19 protein-coding genes are annotated in these 24,092 nt (G+C 65.4%); 7 read left to right on the plus strand and 12 right to left on the minus strand.

What is annotated here, in order from left to right; translation table 11 throughout:
• The 8 genes from garD to RAD16_RS37675 form a co-directional block, all read right to left on the minus strand.
• Positions 1–1,542, minus strand: coding sequence for a galactarate dehydratase (gene garD, locus RAD16_RS37640; protein ID WP_458162923.1), 1,542 nt, complete (start codon positions 1,540–1,542; stop codon positions 1–3).
• A 76-nt stretch (positions 1,543–1,618) separates the two neighbouring features.
• Positions 1,619–3,067: an aldehyde dehydrogenase family protein gene (locus RAD16_RS37645; protein ID WP_458162924.1), complete on the minus strand. Its 1,449-nt coding sequence runs from the start codon at positions 3,065–3,067 to the stop codon at positions 1,619–1,621.
• Between the two features lie 78 nt (positions 3,068–3,145).
• The gene (gene gudD, locus RAD16_RS37650; protein WP_458162925.1) at positions 3,146–4,504 is read right to left on the minus strand and encodes a glucarate dehydratase; all 1,359 of its coding nucleotides are present in this window, start codon (positions 4,502–4,504) and stop codon (positions 3,146–3,148) included.
• Positions 4,505–4,530: 26 nt separating this feature from the next.
• Positions 4,531–5,475: a 5-dehydro-4-deoxyglucarate dehydratase gene (kdgD, locus tag RAD16_RS37655; RefSeq protein WP_458162926.1), complete on the minus strand. Its 945-nt coding sequence runs from the start codon at positions 5,473–5,475 to the stop codon at positions 4,531–4,533.
• 132 nt (positions 5,476–5,607) lie between these two features.
• Positions 5,608–6,513 (minus strand): LysR substrate-binding domain-containing protein, encoded by a 906-nt coding sequence (locus tag RAD16_RS37660; RefSeq protein WP_458162927.1) that lies wholly within the window; start codon positions 6,511–6,513, stop codon positions 5,608–5,610.
• Positions 6,514–6,634: 121 nt separating this feature from the next.
• On the minus strand, positions 6,635–7,975 hold the full coding sequence (locus tag RAD16_RS37665) for an MFS transporter (RefSeq protein ID WP_458162928.1): 1,341 nt from the start codon (positions 7,973–7,975) through the stop codon (positions 6,635–6,637).
• Positions 7,976–8,354: 379 nt separating this feature from the next.
• Positions 8,355–10,310 carry a hypothetical protein gene (locus RAD16_RS37670; protein WP_458162929.1) on the minus strand — a complete coding sequence of 652 codons (1,956 nt, stop codon included), beginning with the start codon at positions 10,308–10,310 and terminating at the stop codon, positions 8,355–8,357.
• 81 nt (positions 10,311–10,391) lie between these two features.
• Positions 10,392–11,474, minus strand: coding sequence for a lysylphosphatidylglycerol synthase transmembrane domain-containing protein (locus RAD16_RS37675; RefSeq protein WP_458162930.1), 1,083 nt, complete (start codon positions 11,472–11,474; stop codon positions 10,392–10,394).
• Between the two features lie 426 nt (positions 11,475–11,900).
• Here RAD16_RS37675 and RAD16_RS37680 point away from each other — a divergent pair, with 426 nt between their 5' ends.
• The 3 genes from RAD16_RS37680 to RAD16_RS37690 all read left to right on the plus strand — a co-directional run bounded on the left by RAD16_RS37680 (position 11,901) and on the right by RAD16_RS37690 (position 16,487).
• A complete protein-coding gene (locus RAD16_RS37680; RefSeq protein WP_458162931.1) occupies positions 11,901–12,407 on the plus strand; it encodes a YciE/YciF ferroxidase family protein in 507 nt (168 codons plus the stop codon).
• Positions 12,408–12,564: 157 nt separating this feature from the next.
• Positions 12,565–13,983 (plus strand): MFS transporter, encoded by a 1,419-nt coding sequence (locus RAD16_RS37685; RefSeq protein ID WP_458162932.1) that lies wholly within the window; start codon positions 12,565–12,567, stop codon positions 13,981–13,983.
• 104 nt (positions 13,984–14,087) lie between these two features.
• Positions 14,088–16,487: a bifunctional diguanylate cyclase/phosphodiesterase gene (locus tag RAD16_RS37690; RefSeq protein WP_458162933.1), complete on the plus strand. Its 2,400-nt coding sequence runs from the start codon at positions 14,088–14,090 to the stop codon at positions 16,485–16,487.
• 62 nt (positions 16,488–16,549) lie between these two features.
• On the opposite strand, the gene RAD16_RS37695 is transcribed toward RAD16_RS37690, so the two are convergent.
• Positions 16,550–16,984, minus strand: coding sequence for a hypothetical protein (locus RAD16_RS37695; protein WP_458162934.1), 435 nt, complete (start codon positions 16,982–16,984; stop codon positions 16,550–16,552).
• A gap of 65 nt (positions 16,985–17,049) precedes the next feature.
• On the opposite strand from RAD16_RS37695, the gene RAD16_RS37700 reads away from it, so the two are divergent.
• Positions 17,050–17,637 (plus strand): hypothetical protein, encoded by a 588-nt coding sequence (locus RAD16_RS37700; RefSeq protein ID WP_458162935.1) that lies wholly within the window; start codon positions 17,050–17,052, stop codon positions 17,635–17,637.
• 2 nt (positions 17,638–17,639) lie between these two features.
• On the opposite strand, the gene RAD16_RS37705 is transcribed toward RAD16_RS37700, so the two are convergent.
• Positions 17,640–18,983 carry an aminotransferase-like domain-containing protein gene (locus tag RAD16_RS37705; RefSeq protein WP_458162936.1) on the minus strand — a complete coding sequence of 448 codons (1,344 nt, stop codon included), beginning with the start codon at positions 18,981–18,983 and terminating at the stop codon, positions 17,640–17,642.
• 185 nt (positions 18,984–19,168) lie between these two features.
• Between RAD16_RS37705 and RAD16_RS37710 the strand changes: the two genes are divergently transcribed.
• Positions 19,169–19,405: a DUF1127 domain-containing protein gene (locus RAD16_RS37710; protein WP_458162937.1), complete on the plus strand. Its 237-nt coding sequence runs from the start codon at positions 19,169–19,171 to the stop codon at positions 19,403–19,405.
• A 1,103-nt stretch (positions 19,406–20,508) separates the two neighbouring features.
• Here the strand turns inward: RAD16_RS37710 and RAD16_RS37715 are convergent.
• Together RAD16_RS37715 and RAD16_RS37720 are read right to left on the minus strand one after the other, a co-directional pair.
• Entirely contained in the window at positions 20,509–20,934 is a 426-nt protein-coding gene (locus tag RAD16_RS37715) for a universal stress protein (protein WP_014493977.1), read from the minus strand.
• 177 nt (positions 20,935–21,111) lie between these two features.
• A complete protein-coding gene (locus RAD16_RS37720) occupies positions 21,112–21,648 on the minus strand; it encodes a SixA phosphatase family protein (RefSeq protein ID WP_458162938.1) in 537 nt (178 codons plus the stop codon).
• A 195-nt stretch (positions 21,649–21,843) separates the two neighbouring features.
• Between RAD16_RS37720 and RAD16_RS37725 the strand changes: the two genes are divergently transcribed.
• Both RAD16_RS37725 and msrB read left to right on the plus strand, forming a co-directional pair.
• The gene (locus RAD16_RS37725) at positions 21,844–23,307 is read left to right on the plus strand and encodes an NAD(P)/FAD-dependent oxidoreductase (RefSeq protein WP_458162939.1); all 1,464 of its coding nucleotides are present in this window, start codon (positions 21,844–21,846) and stop codon (positions 23,305–23,307) included.
• 108 nt (positions 23,308–23,415) lie between these two features.
• Positions 23,416–23,928, plus strand: coding sequence for a peptide-methionine (R)-S-oxide reductase MsrB (gene msrB, locus RAD16_RS37730; RefSeq protein WP_458162940.1), 513 nt, complete (start codon positions 23,416–23,418; stop codon positions 23,926–23,928).
• The last annotated feature ends 164 nt before the right edge of the window (positions 23,929–24,092 follow it).

Raw genomic sequence — 24,092 nt, forward strand, 5'->3', positions numbered from 1 at the left:
TCACGTCACCGGCGCCGGATTGAACAGCGTCAGGTCGTTGTGGATGCCCCAACGGTCCGACCACGGCTTGGTCCGGCCAGAGGCGACGTCGAGGATCAGGCGGAACAGGTCCCAACCGCATTCCTCGATGGTCTTCTCGCCGGTGGCGATGCTGCCGGAATCGAAATCGATCAGATCCTTCCAGCGCCGTGCGAGCTCGCTGCGGGTTGCGACCTTGATCACGGGCGCGGCGGCAAGTCCATAGGGCGTGCCGCGGCCGGTGGTGAACACCTGCAGCGTCATGCCGGAGGCGAGCTGCAGCGTCCCGCAGATGAAGTCGGAGGCGGGCGTTGCCGCGAACAGCATGCCCTTCTGCGTCGCCTTCTCGCCGGGCGAGAGCACGCCGGTGATGGCGCTCGAGCCGGACTTCACGATCGAGCCGAGCGACTTCTCGACGATGTTGGCGAGGCCGCCCTTCTTGTTGCCGGGCGTGGTGTTGGCGCTGCGGTCGGCGCCGCCACGCGCTAGATAAGAATCGTACCAGGCCATTTCGCGCACCAGCGCGCGGCCGACGTCCTCGTTGATGGCGCGGCGGGTGAGGAGCTGGATGGCGTCGCGCACCTCGGTCACTTCCGAGAACATCACGGTCGCGCCGGCGCGCACCAGCAGGTCCGCGGCGAATCCGACGGCGGGATTGGCGGTGACGCCGGAGAAGGCATCGCTGCCGCCGCACTGTAGCCCGATAACGAGATCGGCGGCCGGGCAGGTCTCCCGCTTGCGGGTGTTGAGCACCTTCAGCCGCGCCTCGGCCTGGGTCATGATCGCATCGACGATCGCGCCGAAGCCGTCGAAGGCTTCGTCCTGCATGCGCACGATGGCATCGCTGACGCCCTCGGGCACCAGCCGCTCCGGCGCGAGCTTTTCGCAGCCGAGGCCGACGACCAAAATCTCGCCGCCGAAGTTCGGGTTGAGCGCGAGGTTCTGCAGAGTGCGGATCGGCACGACTGCATCGGGCGCGGTGATGGCAACGCCGCAGCCATAGGCATGGGTCAGCGGCACGACGTCGTCGACGTTCGGATATTTCGGCAACAGCTCGGCGCGGATGCGCTTCACCGCGTATTCCATCGTGCCCTTGACGCATTGCACGGAGGAGGAGATGCCGAGGATGTTCTTGGTGCCGACCGATCCATCAGGATTGCGGTAGCCCTCGAACGTAAAGCCTTCGAGCGGCGGCAGCGGTGCGGGGACGGCGGTCGAGATCTCGAGCCTGTCGAGGGCAGGCGCCTCCGGCATGCGGATGCGGGCTTCGTCGACCCATTCGCCGGCCAGGATCGGCGAGAGCGCGAAGCCGATCACCTCGCCGTAGCGAATGATCGGTGCGCCTTCCCCAATATCGACCAGCGCCGTCTTGTGCCCTTGCGGCACGAAGGCGCGCAGCGTCAGCCCGCTGGCAAAGCGGGAGCCGGCGGGAAGCCCGAAATCATTGACCACGATCGCGACATTGTCGCGCTCGTTGAGCTTGATGTAGCGGGGCTGTTCTTTCGCTGCGACGTCCTGGTCCATGCGGTTACCTCAAGAAGGGGAGAGGCCGTAGGGTGGGCAAAGGCGCAACGCGCCGTGCCCACCATGCTTCAGCCTATCAGCCCGGGAAGGTATAGGCCGTCTTCACGGTCGTGTAGAACTCGCGTGCATAGGAGCCCTGCTCGCGGGCGCCGTAGCTCGAGCCCTTACGGCCGCCGAACGGCACGTGATAGTCGACGCCGGCGGTCGGCAGGTTGACCATCACCATGCCGGACTCGCTGTTGCGCTTGTAGTGCGAGGCGTATTTCAGGCTGGTGGTGCAGATACCGGAGGCGAGGCCGAATTCGGTGTCGTTGGAGATCGCCAGCGCTTCCTCGTAGTTCTTGGCGCGGATGACGGTGGCGACGGGGCCAAAGATCTCTTCGCGCGCGATGCGCATGTTGTTGTTGGCTTCAGTGAACAGCGCCGGCTGGAGGTAGTGGCCGGGGTTCTCGCGCTTGAGCAGCTCGCCGCCGAAGGCGAGCTTGGCGCCCTCGTCCTGGCCGATCTTGATGTAGCGGAGGTCCTGGTCGAGCTGGCTCTGGTCGACCACCGGGCCGATATGCACGCCGGGCTTGAGCGCGTCGTCCACCGACAGGCCGTTCAGGCGCTCGGCCATCGCCGCGACGAAGCGGTCATGGATGCCTTCGGTGACGATCAGGCGGGAGGAGGCGGTGCAGCGCTGGCCGGTCGAGAAATAGGCGCCGTTGACGGCGACCTCGACGGCGGTCTTGAGGTCGGCGTCATCCAGCACGACCAGCGGGTTCTTGCCGCCCATCTCGAGCTGGAACTTCTTCATCGGGTTGGAGAGCACGCAGGCCTGCGCGATCTTGCGGCCGGTCTGCACCGAGCCGGTGAACGAGATCGCAGCCACATCCGGGTGATCGAGCAGGGTCTGGCCGACCACCGAGCCGGAGCCGACCACGAGGTTGAACACGCCTGCGGGAATGCCGGAGCGGGTGATGATCTCGGACAGCGCATGCGCCGAGCCCGGCACCAGCTCGGCCGGCTTGAACACGACGGTGTTGCCGTAGCAGAGCGCGGGCGCGATCTTCCAGGCGGGGATCGCGATCGGGAAATTCCAGGGCGTGATCATGCCGACGACGCCGACCGGCTCGCGCGTGAGCTCGACGTCGAGACCGGGACGGACAGAAGCGCCCTTCTCGCCGATCAGGCGCAGGGCCTCGCCTGCAAAGAACGCAAAAATCTGGCCTGCGCGGGCGACCTCGCCGATGCCCTCGGGGAGCGTCTTGCCTTCCTCGCGGGCGAGCAGGCGACCAAGCTCTTCCTTACGGGCGAGGATTTCGAGAGAGATCTTGTTGAGCGCGTCGTAGCGCACCTGCGGCGTCGACTGCGCCCAGGCAGGGAAGGCGGCCTTCGCGGCGGCAATCGCCTTCTCGGTCTGCGCCTTGTCGGCCTTGGCGTATTCGCCGACGAGATCGTTGGTGTTGGAGGGGTTGATGTTCTTGGTGACGCCGGAGCCGTCGACCCATTCGCCGCCGATAAAATTTTTCAGGATCGCAGTCATCGTTTCCTCCTTGACTTAAGAGGCATGATCCTCATCGGAAAACCGGTACCCACTTTTCCGGGATCATGCCTGAGTGTCTTACCGAACGAGGCAGGGACGCTTGTCGTCAAACGTCCAGCCGGGGATCAGATCCTGCATGGCGGTGGCGTCGTCGCGGGCGCCAAGGCCATGCTGCTTGTAGAGCTCATGCGCGGCCTCGATGGCCGCACGGTCGATCTCGATGCCGAGGCCCGGGCGATCCGGGACCGCGATCTTGCCGCCCTTGATCTGGAGCGGCTCTTTGGTGAGCGCCTGGCCGTCCTGCCAGATCCAATGCGTGTCGATCGCCGTGACCTTGCCGGGGGCGGCAGCGCCGACATGGGTAAACATGGCGAGCGAGATGTCAAAATGATTGTTGGAGTGCGAGCCCCAGGTCAGGCCGTTGTCACGGCAGGTCTGGGCGACGCGGACCGAGCCTTGCATCGTCCAGAAATGGGGATCGGCGAGCGGGATGTCCACTGCGCCGAGGCGCAGCGCATGGGAGAGCTGCCGCCAGTCGGTGGCGATCATGTTGGTCGCGGTCGGCAGGCCCGTGGCGCGGCGGAACTCCGCCATGATCTCGCGGCCAGAGAAGCCGGCCTCGGCGCCGCAGGGATCCTCGGCATAGGCGAGGATGCCGTGCATGTTCTTGCAGAGACCGATCGCCTCGTCGAGCGACCAGGCGCCGTTCGGGTCGAGCGTGACACGGGCGTTGGGGAAGCGCTTTGCGATCGCGGTGACGGCCTCGATCTCCTGCTCGCCGCGGAGCACGCCGCCCTTGAGCTTGAAATCGGCGAAGCCGTAATGGTCCTGGGTAGCTTCGGCGAGCCGCACCACCGTCTCCGGCGTCATCGCCTCCTGATGGCGGAGGTTGAACCAGTCCGCCTTGCCGGTCTCGCCGCTGACATAGTCGAGCTTGCTCTTGCGCCGGTCGCCGACGAAGAAGAGGTAGCCGAGCGTCTCGACGCTCTTGCGCTGCTGGCCCTCGCCGAGCAGGGCGGCGACGGGCAGATTGAGATGCTGGCCGAGCAAATCGAGCAGCGCGGATTCGATTGCAGTGACGGCGTGGATCATCACGCGCAGGTCAAACGTCTGCTTGCCGCGGCCGCCGGCGTCACGATCGGCGAAGGTGGTGCGGACGTCGGCGAGGATGTTGTTCATCGCGCCGACGGTCTTGCCGATTACGAGGTCGCGGGCATCCTGGAGCGTCTGCCAGATCTTTTGCCCGCCCGGCACCTCGCCGACCCCGGTGTGGCCGGCATTGTCGGTGAGGATGACGATGTTGCGGGTGAAGAACGGCGCATGCGCGCCGCTCAGATTGAGGAGCATGCTGTCGCGGCCCGCGACCGGGATCACCTGCATCGCTGTAACGACCGGTGCGCCAGCGACTGGCGCGCAGGAAATCTCGGTCTGGGCCATCGCACGCTCCTCCCTGTTGTCTTGTCTTATTCTGCCGCCTGTTGTGCCGATCGTGTGGCGGGCAGATTCTTCACCAGTGCGGTCAGTTCCGCAATCTCCTGCTCGCTGAGATCGGTCAGCGGCGGGCGGACCGGGCCGGAATCCCGGCCGATCACCTTCATGCCGGCCTTGATGATCGAGACCGCATAGCCCTTCTTGCGGTTGCGGATCGCGATCAGCGGCAGGATGAAATCCTTCAGCCCGGCGTGGATCGTGGCGTGGTCGCGCTTGCGCACTGCGGCGTAGAAATTGGTGGCGAATTCCGGCACGAAGTTGAACACGGCCGAGGAATAGGTCGTCACGCCCATGTCGAGATAGGGCAGCGCGAACGTCTCCGCGGTCGGCAGGCCGCCGACGTAGGTCAGGCGATCGCCGAGCTTGGTGTAGACGCGGGTCATCAGCTCGATGTCGCCGATGCCGTCCTTGTAGCCGACGAGGTTCGGGCAGCGCTCGGCGAGGCGGGCGAGCGTGTCGGGCTGCAGGATCGCATTGTCGCGGTTATAGACGATGACGCCGATCTTCACGGCGGCGCAGACCGCCTCGACATGGGCGGCAAGGCCTTCCTGTTCGGAATGGGTGAGGTAGGGCGGCAGTAGCAACAGGCCGTCGGCGCCGGCCTTTTCCGCGCCGATCGCGATCTCGCGGGCGATCGCGGTGCCATAGCCGGTGCCGGCGAGCACGGGCACGCGGCCCTTGGTCTCGTCGACGGCGATCTTGACCACCTGCGGGACCTCGGTCGGGGTCAGCGAGAAGAACTCGCCGGTGCCGCCTGCAGCGAACAGGCCTGCGACATCATAGCCGCACAGCCAATCCATGTTGGCGCGGTAGGTCGCCTCGTCGAAGGAGTAGTCCGCCTTGAACGGCGTGACGGGGAAGGACAGGAGGCCCGATCCGATCTTCTGGGCCATTTCCTGCGGGGTCATCTTGCTCATGGGCGCGGCTCCCTTATTGCGTGTTGTGGAGGACGCGCGGCTTGAAAGCCTGCGCGTCCATGCGCCGTTGTTTAGGCAACCGTTCGATGCGCGTCCAAGCCAAAGCCTATATCGACCGATGCGGATTGAGCATCAATCCTCCGCCTCCTCCGCGGAGGACAATTCGCTGGCGATTTTGACCAGCGCCGAGAGCAGCGGATTCTCGTCGTCGCGGCGCCAGACCATGAACAGCTCGACCGGCACGCGGTTGCGCAGCTTCAGCGGCCGCAGCCGGACGTCAGAGATCTTGAGGCCTGCGGCCGCGGCCGGCACGATGGCGAGGCCGAGGCCGGCGCGGACCATGGCCAGGATCGAGTGGATCTGGCTGAGGTGCTGGACATAGCGCGGCAGCACGTCTGAGCGGGTGAATTGCGCCACCAGGAGATCGTGGAAGTAGCGGCTCTCATAGGGCGAATACATCACGAAGGGCTGGTCGTCGAAATCCTTGATGGTGATGCTCTCGGCATTCGCCAGCGGATGCTTCTTCGGGATCGCGGCGAGCAGGGGCTCGGCGACGACGCGGCGGCTGGTCAGTTCAGGGCGTGCGATCGGCGGCCGCAGCAGGCCGGCATCGATCTGGCCTGATGTGAGCGCCTCGAACTGGTCGCCCGACACCATCTCCTTCAAGGAGAAATCGACCTCGGGCAGCTTTGCGCGGCACGCCGCGATCAGCTCGGGCAGGAAGCCGTAGGCCGCGGCCGCGGTGAAGCCGATCTTCAGCGAGCCGGTCTTGCCGAGGGCGATGCGGCGGGCCACTTGCGAGGCGCTTTCCGCGAGCTTGAGGATGCGCCGGGCTTCGGGCAGGAAGCTGCGCCCCGCAGGGGTCAGGCGCACCGAGCGGCTGGTGCGCTCCAGCAGCGGCGCATCGATGATGTGCTCGAGCACCTGGATCTGCCGGGACAGCGGCGGCTGGGTCATGTTGAGCCGCGCGGCGGCGCGGCCGAAATGCAATTCCTCCGCAACTGTCACGAAACAGCGGAGCTGGTTGAGGTCGAACATCGATACATGCCTTAGATGAATAAGGCGTTTCCCCGGCACTTCTAGCATCGATCACTCCCAAAACAAAGACGGCGGCTGAGAAGCCGCCGTTGAGTTGCCTGGTCAGCTCCCGTGGGAGCCCTCAGGAGGAACGTTTGAGCACCACCCGCTCGATCTTGCCGACGATCACGAGATAGGCGAAGGCGGCCACCAGCGCGTTGAGGCCGACGAACACGAGCGCACCGTTGAACGAGCCGGTCGCGGCCAGGATGTAGCCGATCACGATCGGGGTGGTGATCGAGGAGAGGTTGCCGAAAGTGTTGAACAGGCCGCCGGAGACGCCGCCGGCTTCCTTCGGCGAGGTGTCGGAGACCACGGCCCAGCCGAGCGCGCCGATGCCCTTGCCGAAGAAGGCGAGCGCCATGAAGCCGACCACCAGCGCCTGGCCGTCGACATAGTTGCAGGCGATGATCGACATCGACAGCAGCATGCCGCCGACGATCGGGATCTTGCGCGCCATGGTCAGCGAGCCGGTCCTGCGCAGGATCGCATCCGAGATGATGCCGCCGAGCACGCCGCCGATGAAGCCGCACAGCGCGGGCAGCGTCGCGACGAAGCCGGCTTGCAGGATCGACAGGCCGCGCTCCTTGACGAGATAGACCGGAAACCAGGTCAGGAAGAAATAGGTCAGCGTGTTGATGCAGTACTGGCCGAGATAGACGCCGAGCATCATGCGGTTGGAGAGCAACTGGCGGATGTGGTCCCAGCCGGAGCCGGATTCGGGCGCACGCTCTTCCTTGGGCGCATCGAGATCGACCAGCGCGCCGCCTTCCTTGATGTAGTCGAACTCGGCGTCGTTGATGCCGGGATGCTCCTTCGGGCCGTAGATGGTCTTGATCCAGACGAGGCCCATGATCACGCCGAGCGCGCCCATCACGAAGAACACGTAGCGCCAGCCGTAGTCATGGGCGATCCAGCCCATCAGCGGCGCGAAGATCACGGTCGCGAAATACTGCCCCGAATTGAAGAAGGCCGACGCAGTGCCGCGCTCATTGCCGGGAAACCAGGCCGCGACGATGCGGGCATTGGCGGGGAAGGAGGGCGCTTCCGCGACGCCGACAAGGAGGCGAAGCCCGAACAGCACGGCGACGGCAGCACCGGCGCTGAGAAAGCCGACCCAGCCCTGCATCAACGTGAACAGCGACCAGACGATGATGCTGAAGGCATAGACGAGACGCGAGCCGTAACGGTCGAGCAGCCAGCCGCCCGGCACCTGGGCTACGACATAGGACCAGCCGAACGCCGAGAAGATCCAGCCCATGGCGACAGGATCGAGATGAAGCTCCTTGGAAAGCGCGGGCCCTGCGATCGACAGCGTGGCGCGGTCGGCATAATTCACGGTGGTGACCAGGAACAACATGGTCACGATGAACAGCCTGACGCGAGACCTCCTCACGTCCGTTGCGGACACCACTGCGCTCATCACGCGCCTCCTTAGAACTCGAAATGTTTCCTCACTGCGACTCCTAGAGGCGCACGCGGCAAAGTGTCCAAGTTCAAGGGAGTATCGATTGATGCCGTTTTTGGATTGATGGAACGGCAGGTAGGGGGAACGATGCCGGCACGAAGTGAATGTGCGAGCGATGGTGAGGCGCGAGCTTGCGCTCCAAACTCGTCATTGCGAGGAGCTCTTGCGACGAAGCAATCCAGAGTCCCTCCACGGAAAGATTCTGGATTGCCTCGCTGCGCTCGCAATGACGTCGTGGCGAGGAGTGCGTAGCCCGCATGAGCGAAGCGATATGCGGGGCGCGTGATCCCGGATGTCGCTTGCGCTCATCCGGGCTACGGCACCGTCGTCTTTGCTATTGCTGCGCACCCGGCAGCAGCAGGGGCGCGAGCAGTCCACGCGTGACGCCTGGGGGCGCGGCATCGAGGCCAAGCACGGCGCTCGCAGCCGGCAGCGCGGCGTCCGCCATCGCGGCATGACCTTCCGCGCTCGGATGCACGGCGCCGCCATAAACGGCGGAGAGCACGCCCCAGGTGGCGTCGTGGATGTCGGTCGGCTGGCTCGCCGCCGGCAAGCCTTGCGGATAGGTCATCGCCGCAAAATAGCTGTCATTGGCGTCGCGGATCCAGCGCGCGCGGGGCAGGTAGGCGCGGTACTCGGAGGCGCCGCGGCCGCACAGCATCGGCTGGCTCGCCGCGCTCACGATATCGGGATTGAAGCTCTGGCCGTTCTCGGCAAAGCAGCTGCGGTCGAATTCGGGATCGTTGCCGGCACGCGCGCAAAAGCCGTGATCGGCGAACGCGGCCTGATGCGTATCGACGAAGGTCATGCGGTCGGCTTCGGGATCGCGGCACAACGCGCCGCGCGTGCAGGTGGCGAGCGCCTTGAGCTGCGGCAGGAATTCGGTGTCGACGAAGGTCGAGACGCGCGCGAGCCGCTGCGGATCGGCGTTGAACGACGGGTGAATGTCGAAGCCGCCGCGGCCGCCACGGCAGGGAGCGCCGCCGCTGGAAAGCGCCGGATTGGCGTAGGAGACATAGACCACATGCGAGAGGTCGCCATCGACCAGCGGCTTCAGCGCCTCGCGCAGCTTGACGAAATTCTGCGGCAGTTCGCGCTGGAGCGCATCGCGGGAATCGTCGACGCTCGCCATCACGCCGGAGCGGCGGAACAGTGCGCGCTCGGTCGCGGTCTCGACGATCACGTCGGCGACGAGGCCGGAGAAGTAGACGTCGTTGGCGCCGACCGAGAGCAGCACGAGGTCGAGCGTGCGGTCCGGCTGGCGCTTCTTCGCAGCGGTGAGCGCTTCGCGCAGCTCGGCGACCTGCGCGTTCACGCTGGTGTTGCAGACGCCGGTCTTGCCGGGCGGGCATTCGCGGGCACGCTGCGAGCCGAGCAGCCCGTCGCCGATGCTGGCGCCGGTGCAGGCGAGCGGCAGGAAGGTCACCGCGATGTGGGTGTAGCGCACCGCGAGCGCCAGCGCGGTGCGGGCCTGGTAGCTGTAGAGCGAGCGGTGACAGGGCGAGTTGAACCAGAGCGCGCTGAAATGTTGCCAGTTGGCGAGCGTATCCGGGGCCTCGCAGGCGCGGCCGCCTTTGTAGCCGGCCCGGCTCGGCCGGTAGTATTGCGCACCGGCGGTACCGAGATAGGAGCGGAAGCAGAAGCCTTCGTCCGAGAGCGCCAGCGGCCGGTCCGGATTGCCTTCGCCGGAGGCGATGCTGTCGCCGAGGCCGGCGACGAAGATGTCTCGGACCTGGATCTCGGCCTGGACGCGCTGGGTCGGATCGGAGCCGGAGGAGACGTCGACGGTCGCCACCGTCTGCTTGCCATAGCGGACGCGCAGATTGACCGGCTCGGCGCAGTCGAAGGTCGATTGCTGCGGTCCGTCGCCGTCGTCGAACGACCAGGCGCAAGTGGCCCCGACCGGCACCGCGCCGGTCAGGCGCACGGTGACGGGGTGATCGATCGGCGTGATGTAGTTCTCTTTGACGTTATCGCGGGTGCAGGGCTGGTTGACCCGGCCCTGCAGATCGATGCAGAGCCGGTTGACCATGTTGCGGGCCCAGCCGCGGCCCTCGCTCTGGAGCTCCAGCGACTGTTCGGCGGCGAGGATGCTGCGGTTACGCGCGTTCTCGACATGGAGCAGGAAGTCGCGCTCCTCGCGGAACAGGCGGAAGCGGTTGCGCACCTCCCAATTGATCTGCATGGCGCCGGCGTCCTGCGCGTGTGCGCGCTCGCGCGGCAAGGCAATCAAAATCCCGGCAAGCAGCAGCGTGCCTGCGACAAAGGTGCGAAGAGATGATCGGATCATGGCCCGCGTGTTCAACGGCAAAGTTGAGGCGGAAATAAGAGAGGATTGCGCTCCCGCCTGCAACCGTTTGTCTGACCGTTTTTAGCGCTTGCTAGCCTGACGCAGCGTCCGCTCGCGCTCCATCGCTGCCACCTGCTTGGGCAGATTGGCCTGCGCGCAGGCCTCCGCCAGCCGCCTCCGTTCCTGCCAGGGCTGGACCACGTTCATCCAGAGCTCGCGCGCGCCCATGATCGAGATGGCGAGGCCGAACGGGATCACGAAATAGAGGATGCGGAACACCAGCAGCGTGGCCAGAAGCTGCTCGCGGCCGAACTCCGGCAGCGCCACCAGCATGGCGGCGTCGAACACGCCGATCGAGCCGGGGGCGTGGCTGGCGAAACCGAGCAGCGTGGCCAGGATGAAGACCACTGCGAGCGACAGGAAGTCGATCGGCGGATTGGCCGGCATCAGGAGGTACATTGCGGTGGCGCAGAAGCCGAGATCGACGACGCCGATCAGAATCTGCACCAGCGTCAGTGGCGCCGAGGGGAGCACCACCTTCCAGCCCTTCTGGCCGAGCTCGCGGCGCTTCTCGCCCATGCAGAGCCAGACCAGATAGGCGCCGATCGAGGCGAGCCCACCGAATGCGATCAGCCGGTTAATCGACGACGGCAGCTGATCCATGTAGGAGGCGGCATCGGGATGGATCGCCATGCCGATCGAGAGCACGAAGATGTTACCGAGCCAGAAGGTCAGGCCCGACAGGAAGCAGATCTTCGCGACGTCGATCGCGTTCAGCCCGTAATCCGAATAGATCCGGAAACGGATCGCGCCGCCGGTAAAAACGGTGGCGCCGATGTTGTGCCCGATCGAATAGGACGTGAAGCTGGAGAGTGCTGCGATGCGATAGGGCACATGCTTCTTGCCGATCGTTCGCAGTGCAAAAAAGTCGTAGAAGGTCAGCGTACAGAACGCGAAGAAGACGCAGATCGCCGCCAGCCCGATACTGCCTCGGGGAATCTCGGTTAACGCGGTCAGGATGACACCGGTATCGATGCCCTTGAGGGTGCGAACCAGCGTGGTGATCGCGAAGGCGATGATGAAGACGCTTGCGGCAATTCCGAGCCGTCGCCAGCCGATCCATCTCTTGAAGCCGCGTTTCAGCGCGGGCAGCAGTCCGTGCATTCATCCTCCCGGCGGGGGCAAGACCGATCTGGCCAGACATTGGCCGGTCGGGCGCGATCGCGGCCCAACTGGGCTTCGATCGCTAGGCATGATGTAGCTCATTTAAGGCAAAAACAGCGGCTTGTGCAGCCCTTGACAAGGATAGGTTCTGCATCGGACCCGCTACTTTTGTCATACGCGGTTCACATCGCACGCGCGTTAAGCATATGAGTCGCCGGATCCGTCGGCATCGCGCGTTCGCATGATGACATGGTCGCAGATCCCAGCCGCGGCGGCATTGTTCCAGCGCAAGCGGTGCGGGCTTTTTTGGAACGTCGATGCCATGGGCCCGTTAGCGCCCCATCAGCAACCGGACATGGCGGAATAGAGCGGCTTTTCGTGCAGGCCGGCGCCTCCGTGTTCCCGAAACCGATAAGGACCGGAACGATGGGACTGTTTACAAAAGACATCAAGACCATGAACGACCTGTTCGTGCATCAGCTCCAGGACATCTATTACGCCGAGCAGCAGCTCACCAAGGCGCTGCCGAAAATGGCAGATAAGGCCACCGATCCGCAGCTGAAGCAGGGCTTTTTGACGCACCTCGAAGAAACCAGGCAGCACGTCAAACGGCTCGAGGAAGTGTTCAAGATGCATGGCGCCCAGGTGAAGGCGGTCGACTGCCCGGCGATCGACGGCATCATCGAGGAAGCCGACGAGACCGCCGGCGAAGTCGTCGACAAGGCGGTGCTGGATGCCGCGCTGATCAACGCGGCACAGGCGGCCGAGCATTACGAGATCGCGCGCTATGGCAGCCTGATCGCCTGGGCCAAGCAGCTCGGCCGCACCGATTGCGCCAGCGTGCTCGCCAAGACCCTCGAGGAGGAGAAGGCGACGGACAAGAAGCTGACGGTGCTTGCCGAGAGCAAGGTGAATCTGCGCGCGGCGAGTTGATGCGAGGATACGAGCTGATGCGAGGATAGACGTGAAGAGCGCCGCGCAGTGATGTGCGCGGCGCTCGCACGCTGTACATCCATCATTCGGTCATTGTCGAAACATGATGGCCGACGAGAAGCGTATGTTTCGCATGGGGCTGCAATCGAGGTGCAGCATGCGAGCCAATACCATCAAGTATCAATCCTTCCGCGACAACGCCGCTTCGCCGCGCGCCTCATCGCAGCTTGCGACCTCTCTGACGCTTGCTGCGATGAGCCTCGGCTATGGCGTCGTGCAGCTCGACGTCACGATCGTCAACACCGCCCTCGATGCGATCGGCAAAACGCTCGGCGGCGGCGTTGCCGAACTGCAATGGGTCGTCAGCGCCTACACCATCGCCTTTGCCGCCTTCATCCTCACGGCCGGTGCGCTCGGCGACCGGATCGGCGCCAAGCGCATCTTCATGGCGGGTTTTGCGATCTTCACCGGGGCCTCGCTCGCCTGCGCACTATCCCCCAATGCCGTCGTGTTGATCGCGGCAAGGCTGGTCCAGGGGCTGGCCGCGGCAATCCTGGTGCCGAATTCGCTCGCATTGCTCAATCATGCCTACCCGGATGACCGCGCGCGCGGCCGCGCCGTTGCGGTCTGGGCTGCGGGGGCGAGCCTTGCGCTTACCGCCGGCCCTTTCGTCGGCGGCGCGCTGATCACGCTGGTCGGCTGGCGTGCGATCTTCCTGGTCAATCTGCCGATTGGGCTCGCCGGTCTGTGGCTGAGCTGGCGCTACGCCAGCGAAACCACGCGGGCGCCCTCGCGCGAGATCGATTTGCCCGGACAGTTCGCGGCAATCGGCGCGCTGGGGGCGCTCGCCGGTGCCATCATCGAAGGCGGCGCGCTTGGCTGGGAGCATCCGGCCGTGCTCGCGGCCTTCGCCGGAGCCTTCGTTCTTGCCGTGCTGTTCGTTTGGCGCGAGAGCCGCGCGGCGCAGCCGATGTTGCCCTTGTCCCTGTTCAGTCACCGGCTGTTTACCCTGACGACGATCGTCGGCCTGCTCGTGAACATCGCGATCTACGGCCTGATCTTCGTGCTCAGCCTGTACTTCCAGCGGATCAACGGGCTGTCGGCGTGGTGGACGGGTCTCGCCTTCGTGCCGATGATGGGAGCGGTGCTGCCGGTCAATCTGCTGGCGCCGCGCCTTGCCGAGCGGATCGGTCCGTGCCCGACCATCATCGTCGGCGCTTGCGTGTCCGCGCTCGGTTGTCTCGGCCTGCTCTGGATCGAGGCCGACACGGGCTATTGGGCGATCTGCGCGCAGATGATTGCGATCAGCGGCGGACTTGGGCTGCTGGTGCCGCCGCTGACCTCGACCTTGCTGGGCAGCGTCGAGAAGGCGCGCTCCGGCATCGCCGCAGGAGTCCTGAATGCGACGCGTCAGACCGGCAGCGTGCTCGGCGTTGCGTTGTTCGGCTCGCTGGTGGCGTCGGACAGTGCGTTCATGTCGGGACTTCACCAGGCGCTAATCATATCGTCGGCGGTCCTGCTGCTCGCGGCCGGCGTGATCGGCCTTGGTGCAAAGGCACAGACGCGCACAACATGAGCGACCGCACACATTCTCTGTTCACCATTTCCGGAGCCATCACATAGCCGGTTACCGACTGTCCATCTCTGCCCGCTCTAGTGCAGATGGAATAGGGGCCGGCAATGTATCAAGTTCTCTACTGTCTCACGGACCAGCACGATTGGCGTCTGGTTGCACTCGGCGGCGCGGTGTGCCTGCTCGCGAGCGCTGCCGCGATCAGCCTGTTTCACCGCGCCCGTGCCGCGAGCGGGGGAGCTCGGGTCTCGTGGATCGCGCTTGATGCCGTCGTCGCCGGCTGCGGCATCTGGGCAACCCATTTCATCGCGATGCAGGCCTACGGGCCCGGTGCGGGCGGCGCCTACAACATTCCGGTGACGGTGCTGTCGCTGATCTTTGCGATCGCGGTCACCTTCGTCGGGCTCAGCATCTCGGTGTCGGCGAGGCGTCAGACCTTGGCCGCGCTCGGCGGCGCCGCCGTCGGCGGCGGCGTCGCCGCCATGCACTACACCGGCATGATGGCGCTCGAGATTCCCGCGCGCATCGGCTGGGCGACCGGCACCGTGACGGTCTCGATCGTCCTCGGCATCGTCTTTGGATCGCTTGCGCTGCTCGTCGCGGGGCGACGTGACAGCCTGGCGAATGCGCTCGGCGCGACGGTCCTGCTGACCGTCGCCATCGTCTCACATCATTTCACCGCCATGGGCGCCGTGGAGCTGACGCCGGATCCGGCGATCGTCATCAGCGGTCTGTCGATCCCGCCGGCGTCCTTGTCCATTCTGACCGCCAGCGCTGCAGCGGCGATCATCGCGATCGCGCTCGCGGCGGCCGTGCTCGACCGTCGCGCCAAGGGCGAACTGGGACGTCAGCAAGTCGTGCTGGACAGCGCGCTCGAGAACATGTCGCAGGGCCTGTGCATGTTCGATGCGGACGGCAAGATCATCCTGTTCAACGACCGCTACGCGGCCATGCTTCGTCGCACCGACATCGCGCTCACCGGCCGCCTGCTGGTCGACGTGCTGAAGGAGGAGGAAAGCAAGGGCCAGTGGAGCGGCAATCCCGATGAATTCTTCGCTCGCCTCGTCGACGACGCGCGCGAGGGCCGCACCACGACCGACGTCGTCAACCGGTTCGGCCGCTCTATCCGCGTCGTCAACCAGCCGATGCAGGGCGGCGGCTGGGTTGCGACCTTCGAGGACATCACCGAATGGCTTGAGGCGCAGGCGAAGATCTCGCACATGGCGCGCCATGACGCGCTGACCGGCCTGCCGAACCGCGTGCTGTTCCACGAGCAGCTCGAACAGGGACTGCGCCTTGCCGGCTCGAACGACCAGCTCGCGGTACTCTGCCTCGATCTCGATCACTTCAAGGACATCAACGACTCGCTCGGCCATCCCGTCGGCGATGCGCTGCTCAAGGAGGTCGGCCGCAGGCTGAAGGCGACCGTCGGCGAGAACGACACCGTGGCGCGGCTCGGCGGCGACGAGTTCGCGGTGGTCCAGATCGGACGTTCGGAGGAAACCGCTTCGCGATCGCTCGCCGGCCGCCTCGTCGAGGTGATCTCGGCGCCTTACGAGATCGACGATCATCAGATCGTCATCGGGGTTTCGATCGGCATCTCGTTGTCGCCGCAGGACGGCAGCAATTCGGACGAGCTGCTGAAAAACGCGGACCTCGCGCTGTACCGCGCCAAGGCGGACGGCCGCGGCACCTATCGCTTCTTCGAGACCGGCATGGATGCGCGCGCGCAGGCGCGGCGCCTGCTCGAAATGGACCTGCGCGCGGCGCTGCAACGGAACGAATTCCAAGTCTACTACCAGCCGATCCGCGACGTCGCCAGCGACCGCGTCGTCGCCTTCGAGGCGCTGCTGCGCTGGAACCATCCGCACCGCGGCCTGATCGCGCCCATCAACTTCATCCCGCTGGCCGAGGAGACCGGCCTCATCGTCCAGCTCGGCGAGTTCGTGCTGCAAAGCGCCTGCGCGGACGCGGTCACCTGGCCCGACGACATCGACGTCGCCGTCAATCTGTCGCCGGTGCAGTTCAAGAGTCCGAACCTGATTGCATCCGTGACCGGCGCGCTGGCCGCATCGGGACTGAATGCGCGCCGTCTCGAGCTGGAGATCACCGAATCCGTGTTGCTCCAGAACAGCGAGGCGACGCTGACCACCCTGCACGAGCTGCGCGGCATGGGCGTGCGGATCTCGCTCGACGATTTCGGCACCGGCTATTCGTCGCTGAGCTATCTGCGCAGCTTCCCGTTCGACAAGATCAAGATCGACCGCTCCTTCGTGTCGGAGCTGGCGACGCGCGAGGATTCGATGGCGATCATCCGCGCCGTGACCGGCCTTGGCCGCAGCCTCGGCATCGTCACCACCGCGGAGGGCGTCGAGAACGACGCGCAGCTCGAGCTGCTCCGGCGCGAAGGCTGCACCCAGGCGCAGGGCTATCTGTTCAGCAAGCCCCGTCCTGCGTCGGACGTGGCGTTGATGCTGGAACGTCCGCGCCTGCGCGCGTCGGCTTGAGAACGTTGTGTTTTGAGCATGATCTTCTCGGAAGACCGCTTCGCACTTTTCCGGATCATGCTCTAGCCGCGGCGCAGCGCGAAATGCGCGCCGCAGAACGCCATCACGGCGCCGAGGCACAATGCGGCGAGGGCTGCCAGCACGCCGGAGATGGTCGGGACCGCGCTCGGCGCCGAGGCCGCCTGGCCTGCGCCTGCAAGCAGCAGCACGCCGACCGCGATCAGGAACTGGCGCATGCGATGCGGGATCTGGCCGTTGACGGCGCTCTGCATCAACGTCGCCGTGAAATAGCCGCCGGAGAATCCGACCGTCGCGATCAGCCACCAGGCGATCGCAGCGCCCGCCGGCATGAACTCGTGCGTGTCGGAGCGCCAGAGCCCGCCGAGATCGAGCCCGTAGCGCGCGCCCAGCATGTGCACCGCGAGCGCGAGCAGCACGCCGGAGATCACGGCGGCACCGAGAATCAGGCGGCGCGGAAAAAAGGTCGTCTCAGCCATGCCTCGCTTGTAGGATGGGCGAGGGCGATCGCGCAAGCGGATCGCGGACGGGATTGATTGGGACAATGCAGGTTTCGGACGCGCAGGCCGTCGCGGCCACGAGCTACGCCTACAAGGCATCGCTGATCGGCTCGGCGCACCGCTTCGAGCTGAGGGAGGAGGGCCTCTCCTGGCACATCGCCGGCCGCTCCGGCCTGTGGCGCTATGACGAGATCAGCGCGATCCGCCTGTCGTTCCGACCGGTGTCGATGCAGCAGCACCGCTTTCGCGCCGACCTCAGCCACAGCGGCGGCGGCCACATCAGGATCCTGTCGACGAGCTGGCAGACCGCCGCCCTGATGGCGCCGCAGGACAATGGTTTTCGCGATTTCATCGTCGCATTGCATGCGCGGATGGCGAAAGCGGGCAGTCGCGCCGAGTTGACTGCGGGCCTCGGCCGCAAAACCTATGCGGCGGTGCTGGCGTTCCTGGCGGTGCTGACGGTGGCGATGACGGGCCTGTTGATCCGCGCGCTGCTGATCGGCGAGTTCGCCGGCGCGCTGTTCATCCTCGGCTTTGCCGCGCTGTTCGCCTGGCAGGTCGGTGGCTTCGTCCGGCGCAACCAGCCGCACGCTTACGACTTCGATCACGTGCCGAAGGCCCTGCTGCCTTAACGCTACTCCGTCGAGTCGAAATCTTCTTCCTTGGTGCCGAGCAGCGAGACGATCGTACGCAGGCCGGAATCGAGCTGCTCGAATGTGGGCGGGGCGAGGGCGAGGCGCACCGCATTCGGGGCGTGACCATGCGCGATCGCAAAGGTCGAGGACGGCGTCAGCGCGATGCCGCGACGTGCGGCTGCGGCGACGAAGGTCTGGGAGCGCCAGTGCGGCGGCAGCGTCAGCCAGAGATGATAGGAGCGTGGGTCGGCGGCATGCTGGTAGCCGGTCAGCAGCCTCGCCGCGGTTTGCTGGCGGCGCTGGGCGTCGATGCGTTTGAGCCGCGTCAGTTCGGCGACGGTGCCGTCGGCCATCAGCCGCTGTCCGGCGGCGAGCGCGTGGCCGGAGGCGATCCAGCCGCCGGTGCGCACCGCACTCATCACGCTCTCGCGCAAATGCGGCGGCGCGACCAGGATGCCGAGCGCAAGCCCCGGCGCGACCTTCTTGGATAGGCTGTCGAGCACGATGCAGCGATCCGGCCCGAGGGCTGCCAGCGGCGTGTCGTCGGCGAGGAAGCCGTAGACGGTGTCCTCGATGATGGTGAGATCGAGCTTCTCGGCGACGCGCATGATGTCGGCGCGCCGCGTCGCGTTCATGGTGACGCCGAGCGGGTTCTGGATGATGGGCTGCAGATACAGCGCCGACAGATGCGCTTCGCGATGCGCCTTCTGGATCGCGTCGGGACGCGCGCCGAACTCGTCCATCGGAATCGGCACCAGCGTGACGCCGAGCCGCGCCGCGATGCTCTTGACGTAGGGATAGGTCAGCGCCTCGACACCGCAGCGGCCGCCGGTGGGCACGAGTGCTGCGATCGCGGCCGCGAGCGATTGCTTGCCATTGGCGGTGAAGACGATCTGCTCCGCCTGCGGCGCAAAATCCTTGCGCGCGAGATAGGCCGCAGCCGCGTTGCGCGCGCTCTTGGTGCCGGTGCTGGTCGAGACGCGCAGCGCGGATTCGAGGGCGTCGACGCGCTCGAGGCCGGCAAGGCTCTTGGCGATCATCGCCCATTGCTGCGGCAATAACGGATAATTGACCTCGAAATCGATCCGAGCATCGCGCGGCTCGCTCAGCGCTTCGACCTCGCGTCTGATGTCGCCGGAGATGAAGGTGCCGCGGCCGACCTCGCCGATCACGAGGCCGCGACGAAGCAACTCCGTATAAACCCGGCTCGCAGTCGAGACTGCAATGCCGCGGTCATATGCAAAATTGCGTTGCGGGGGCAGCCGGTCGCCGGGCCTTAACGTGCCGTTAGAGATGTCTGCGGCAATGGCATCGGCAAGCTTCACGTACTCGAACTTGGACATTATTGCACCGAGAGCAATGTTTTACTTGCTCCGAGGAGTGTACTGGAGCATTTAAGTTCCATCAAGTTCCGCGATTGAGCCGAGGAAAGCGAGAGCAATCCGACGGCAGATGAGGTGCAGGCGCTGAGTGCGTCGGCGCCAACGGCACCTGCTTCGCCGCGCGGAACACACGCCGGAGAAGAACAATGACCACGATCTCACAAACTGCCGGGCGGAGTTTACGCCCCACCTCCTCGAGCGGATTTTTTGCCACGCTCGTCAACGCTGCCTACGCCCTGTTCGACCGCCTGGAGCGCCGCTCCGCCGTCAAGACGCTGAACGAACTCGACGACCGCGCCCTGCGTGACATCGGCATCAACCGCAGCCAGATCGAGGACGCCGTGTACGGCCAGTTCAAGGCCGAGCTGACGCGGTATCTGTAAGCGCACTTGTCCCGGACGCGCTGCAGCGCGCGAGCGCTGCTGCGCCGAGCCGGGGCGCGAGAGTGGAGTTTGGCGCACCGCTGCATCATCCTCGTCATTGCGAGTGAAGCGAAGCAATCCAGAATCCCTCCGCAGAGGGACTCTGGATTGCTTCGTCGCTTCGCTCCTCGCAATGACGGAGTACGTGGGTGGCAGCGCGTAGGATGGGTAGAGCGCAGCGAAACCCATCGACTTTTCCTCCGCTGACCCATGATGGGTTTCGCTGCGCTCTACCCATCCTACCCCCCGAGACACGCCTTCGCATCCTCGCGGCGCATCTCGCCCGAGCTTTGCTTCTGCACTTCACCCTCCATTGAAAGAGGGCGCAGGGAAGGCCGGGAGCCGGCTGGCTCCCATTGACCGCCATGCCCAAAGTAGGTTGCGCTACAATGCACAGCGGGAAACAGGGCAGCCGGAGCATCCCGGCCTTCCCTGCGCGATGGTTGGAACGGCTTATGTCGTGCGCTCCCCGGGGAGCGATGCACTATTGCCCCCGTCGCCTTGCCGATGGCTGATGCGCGTATCCGGTTGGACAGCACGCATCACCACAAGGCTTGACGCACAGACCCCGGGCGTCAGGACCACACGATTTTGCCGTACGCGAACCGCATCTGTCGTTGGCGCGAGTCTTCGCTCACGGTTGCCCGCCCTGCGAAGCTTTTTCGCGCCGATGTGGCCCACGTCCACCGCCGTCCGGCCCGCGTTCGTGACGATCGCGATACGCCCCTCTTCCTTGGGCCGGGTTGCGGCGATGGATACGCCGTTTCCGAATTTCGGTAAAGTGGAATATTTTTGGTGCGGAGCATTGACCGAGCGCTTGGGTGTTTTGCCCGTCGGGCAACGCAAGCTCTCGTAGCCCGGATGGAGCGAAGCGAAATCCGGGGTTCTATCCGAGCGGACACAGCGGCCCCGGATTGCGCTTCGCTTCATCCGGGCTACGGACTACCCGAGTGATGGGCGTGCAATGCGTCAACACCGTCATTGCGAGCGGAGCGAAGCAATCCAGAATCGTTCCGAGGCGGCAGTCTGAATTGCTTCGCTGCGCTCGCAATGACAGTGAGCACTCAGTGCCTCACCACCAGCACCGAGCACTTCGCGTAGCGCACGACGTGCCCGGCGTTGGAGCCGAGGAAATAGGTGCGCATCGCCGGCCGGTGCGAGGTCATCACGATCAGATCGGCCTTCATGTGCACGGCTTCCTCGAGGATCTCGTGATAGATGCCGCCCTGGCGGACCACGCTGGAGATGCGTCCGGCTTCGATGCCGGACTCGCGCGCGACGATGGCGAGGGCTTCCTCCGAGGTCTGGCGCTGCTGTTCGTCGAAATCGGCAGGGACGTATTCGGCCAGCATCACCGGCGTCATCGGCAGCACGTTGAGCAGCCGTATCGACCCGCTCCAGGTCTGCGACAGCGTTACCGCGGTCGCGAGCGCCGGTTTGGCGAGATCGGTGTCGGCGAGGTCGATGGGCACGAGGATGGACTTGAACATCTGCGCCTCCGGTCTTCCGGTCGGGAAGTCTAGAGCCATTTCCGTTCCGATGGAATCGGAACGGAGCTCGGGCTTCTTGTTTGGACGCGTTTTCTTTACGCGAACCGGTGTCCACTTCGCTTGAAAACGCTCTCGTGACCAGGCTGGATCAACCGGTCGAGACGGCGCCCGCGCGTCTCAATCCGATCGAAGCAGCCTGGGGCTGACGAACAGCGCCAGCTTGCCGCGGCGGTAGGCCACGTCCCCCCAATCCTTGACGTCAAAGTCGAAGATCGCAAGCCCCGCGGTGGGAAGGTTGTGGGCGAGCGCCTTGGCGCCGGCGGGATCGCCGCTGCCGATCAGCATCAGGGCGATCTCGTGCATGCCGGGATTATGCCCCACCAACAGCAACCGCTTCGGGTTGGCAGGGATCGTTGCGGTGCGAATCGACTCCAGGATCTGCGCGGGATCGGCGCCGTAGAGTTCCGGCAGCACTTCGAGCCGGGGCGCTTTGACGCGGTCCTTCATCGTATGCCACGCGATGTCCCAGGTCTGCCTGGCACGAACGGCATGCGACACCAGCACGGCGTCGGGGGCAGGGGGATGGGTGGCGATCCAGTCGCCCATCCGGGCGGCGTCCTTGTGGCCGCGGTCGTCGAGCCGACGGTCCTGGTCACGGCCGCTCGGCGCGTCAGTCTCGGTCTTGGCGTGACGCAGCAGCATCAAACGGCGCATGGCATTCTCGAATCGTTCCACGTCCAGGATAATCTACAGGGGGGCGTTGAGGACAAGGTGACAGGCGCCCGATGGGTCCTTTAAAGCGCGACGAGATCGGGGCAAAGCGTCATCGCGCTGTAAATTGTTGTTTTGAGCATGAACTGTTCGGAAAACCGCTGCACAGATTTCCGGATCATGCTCTAAGAAAACGACATGAGCGAGACTTTCACAAGCGTGTCCCAGGAAGAAGCCGGTTTTCGCGAGCGCGTGCGGCTGTCATTCGATCTCGATGCCGACATCTGCGTGATCGGGGCAGGCCTCGCCGGGCTCTCCATTGCGCTGGAGGCGGCCCGGCTCGGGGCCAGCGTCGCGGTGCTCGAGGGCCGTCATATCGGCTGGAATGCCTCCGGCAACCAGCTCGGCACCGTGATGCCGGGCTTTGCACTGCCGCTCACCGATCTGATCGAGCGCGTCGGTTTCGAGGACGCGCGCGAATTATGGGCGCTGTCGAAGGAGGGCGCCGAGTTCGTCCGCGCCAACGCCACCGAAGAGAACATGCCGGGGATCGGCCCGAGCGACGGCGTGCTGGAGGTCTCCAACGTCGATGCCGGCGACCGGCTGATCAGCCGGCTGCAGATGCTGAACGAGGATTTCGACACCGAGGTCGAGGGCTGGCAAGTTGATCGCGTCCGCGAGATGCTGAAGACCGATCGTTACTTCCACGGCGTCTATTATCCCAAAGCGTTCCAGGTCGACGGCCGAAAATATGTGCATGGTCTCGCGGCACTGGCGCGGCGGGCCGGCGCCCGCATCTTCGAGGATACGCCGGTCGTCAGCATCGATCATTCCGGCATCCGCAAGCGTATCGTCACGCCGTCGGCGCGGCTGCGTGCGACCCACATCGTGCTCGCCGGCAACATCCATCTCGGCGCGCCGTTGCGGCGGCTGTCGGAGACGCTGCTGCCGGTCTCGCGCTATGCCGGTATCACCGCGCGGCTCGGCGAGCGCCTGCACGAGATCATCGCCTTCAAGGGATCGGTGATGGATTCCGACGGCGTCGACCATTTCCGCATCGTCGATGGCGACCGTCTGATGTGGGAGAGCCCGGAGACCACCTGGGCCGCGCGTCCGCAGCGTTTTGCCGGCGGCGTCAAGCGGCGGATCCGGTCGATCTTCCCCGAGCTCGGCAATGTCGAGATCACCGACATGTTCGGCGGTGCCACCGGCCAGACCGTGCATGGCATGCCGCAGATCGGCCAGTTGCGCAAAGGCCTGTGGGTGGCGAGCGGGTTCGGCCGCCAGGGCATGAACATTTCGGCCATGGCCGGACAGCTCATCGCGCGCAGCATCTTGTGGGGCGACGACCGCTGGAAGCTGTTCTCGCCGTTCGAGCTGGTCTGGGCCGGTGGGGCGACGGGGCGCGTTGCGGGCCAGATGGTGGGAATGTGGGGCAGGGCGACTTCGGCCGCCGCGGGCACGCTTGCCCGCTACCGCGAGCGGGCCCGGGTCAAGGACCGGGAACGCGAGGCGCGGCTGGCCGAAGCCAACCGGGCCGCCGGCACCGGTCCGCGCCGTCCGCTGCCCGGCGGCGTGCGACCGCGGCCGGCCCCCGCACCGGAACCTGTCGCCCAAGATTCAGATCAAGGCCCGGATCGGACCCCGGAACCGGCGGCCTAGGACCAGCGCGTCGCGCAATAACCTCGCGAAAAATTCCGCCCGGAAGTGTAACGTCGGCCGTTAGAGCCCGTATCTCAGGGCGTGGACTCCCCGCGCACGGAGAATGAGATGTTTGACCGCCGCATCCTGTTGACGACTGTCGCCGGCCTGTTCGGCCTTTCGGCCTTCCGCTGGCTGAGAGGGACACCTGCCGAGGCTGGCGAGAAGGCCGCGGAGACTTTCGAGATCCAGAAGACGGAGGCCGAATGGCGTGCCCAGCTCACGCCGCAGCAATATGAGATCCTGCGCAATCACGGCACCGAACGGCCGGGCTCCAGCCCGCTGCTCAAGGAGCACCGCAAGGGCGTGTTCGCCTGCGCCGGCTGCGACCTGCCGCTGTTCGCCTCCGACACCAAGTTCGAGAGCGGCACGGGTTGGCCGAGCTTCTACCAGCCGATCGAGGGCAATGTCGGCAAGACCGAGGACCGCACCTACGGCATGCTGCGCACCGAGGTGCATTGCCGGCGCTGCGGCGGCCATCTCGGCCACGTCTTCGACGACGGTCCGAAGCCGACCGGATTGCGCTACTGCATCGACGGGTTCGGGCTGGTTTTCCACCCCGCGGCGGCGTCGGCAACGTAAGCTCTTTAGTTGACGCGTTTTCTTCACGCGAACCGGTGCCTGCTTCGCTCGAAAACGCTATTGGATCTCGGCAATTGTTGCCCGCCCGGCAATTGTGCCCCGGTCATCCGACCGGGGCCTTTCTATTTAAGTCATTGATTTTCTGAGAATACCCGCATTGGCAT

This window comes from Bradyrhizobium sp. 18BD (assembly GCF_054185225.1).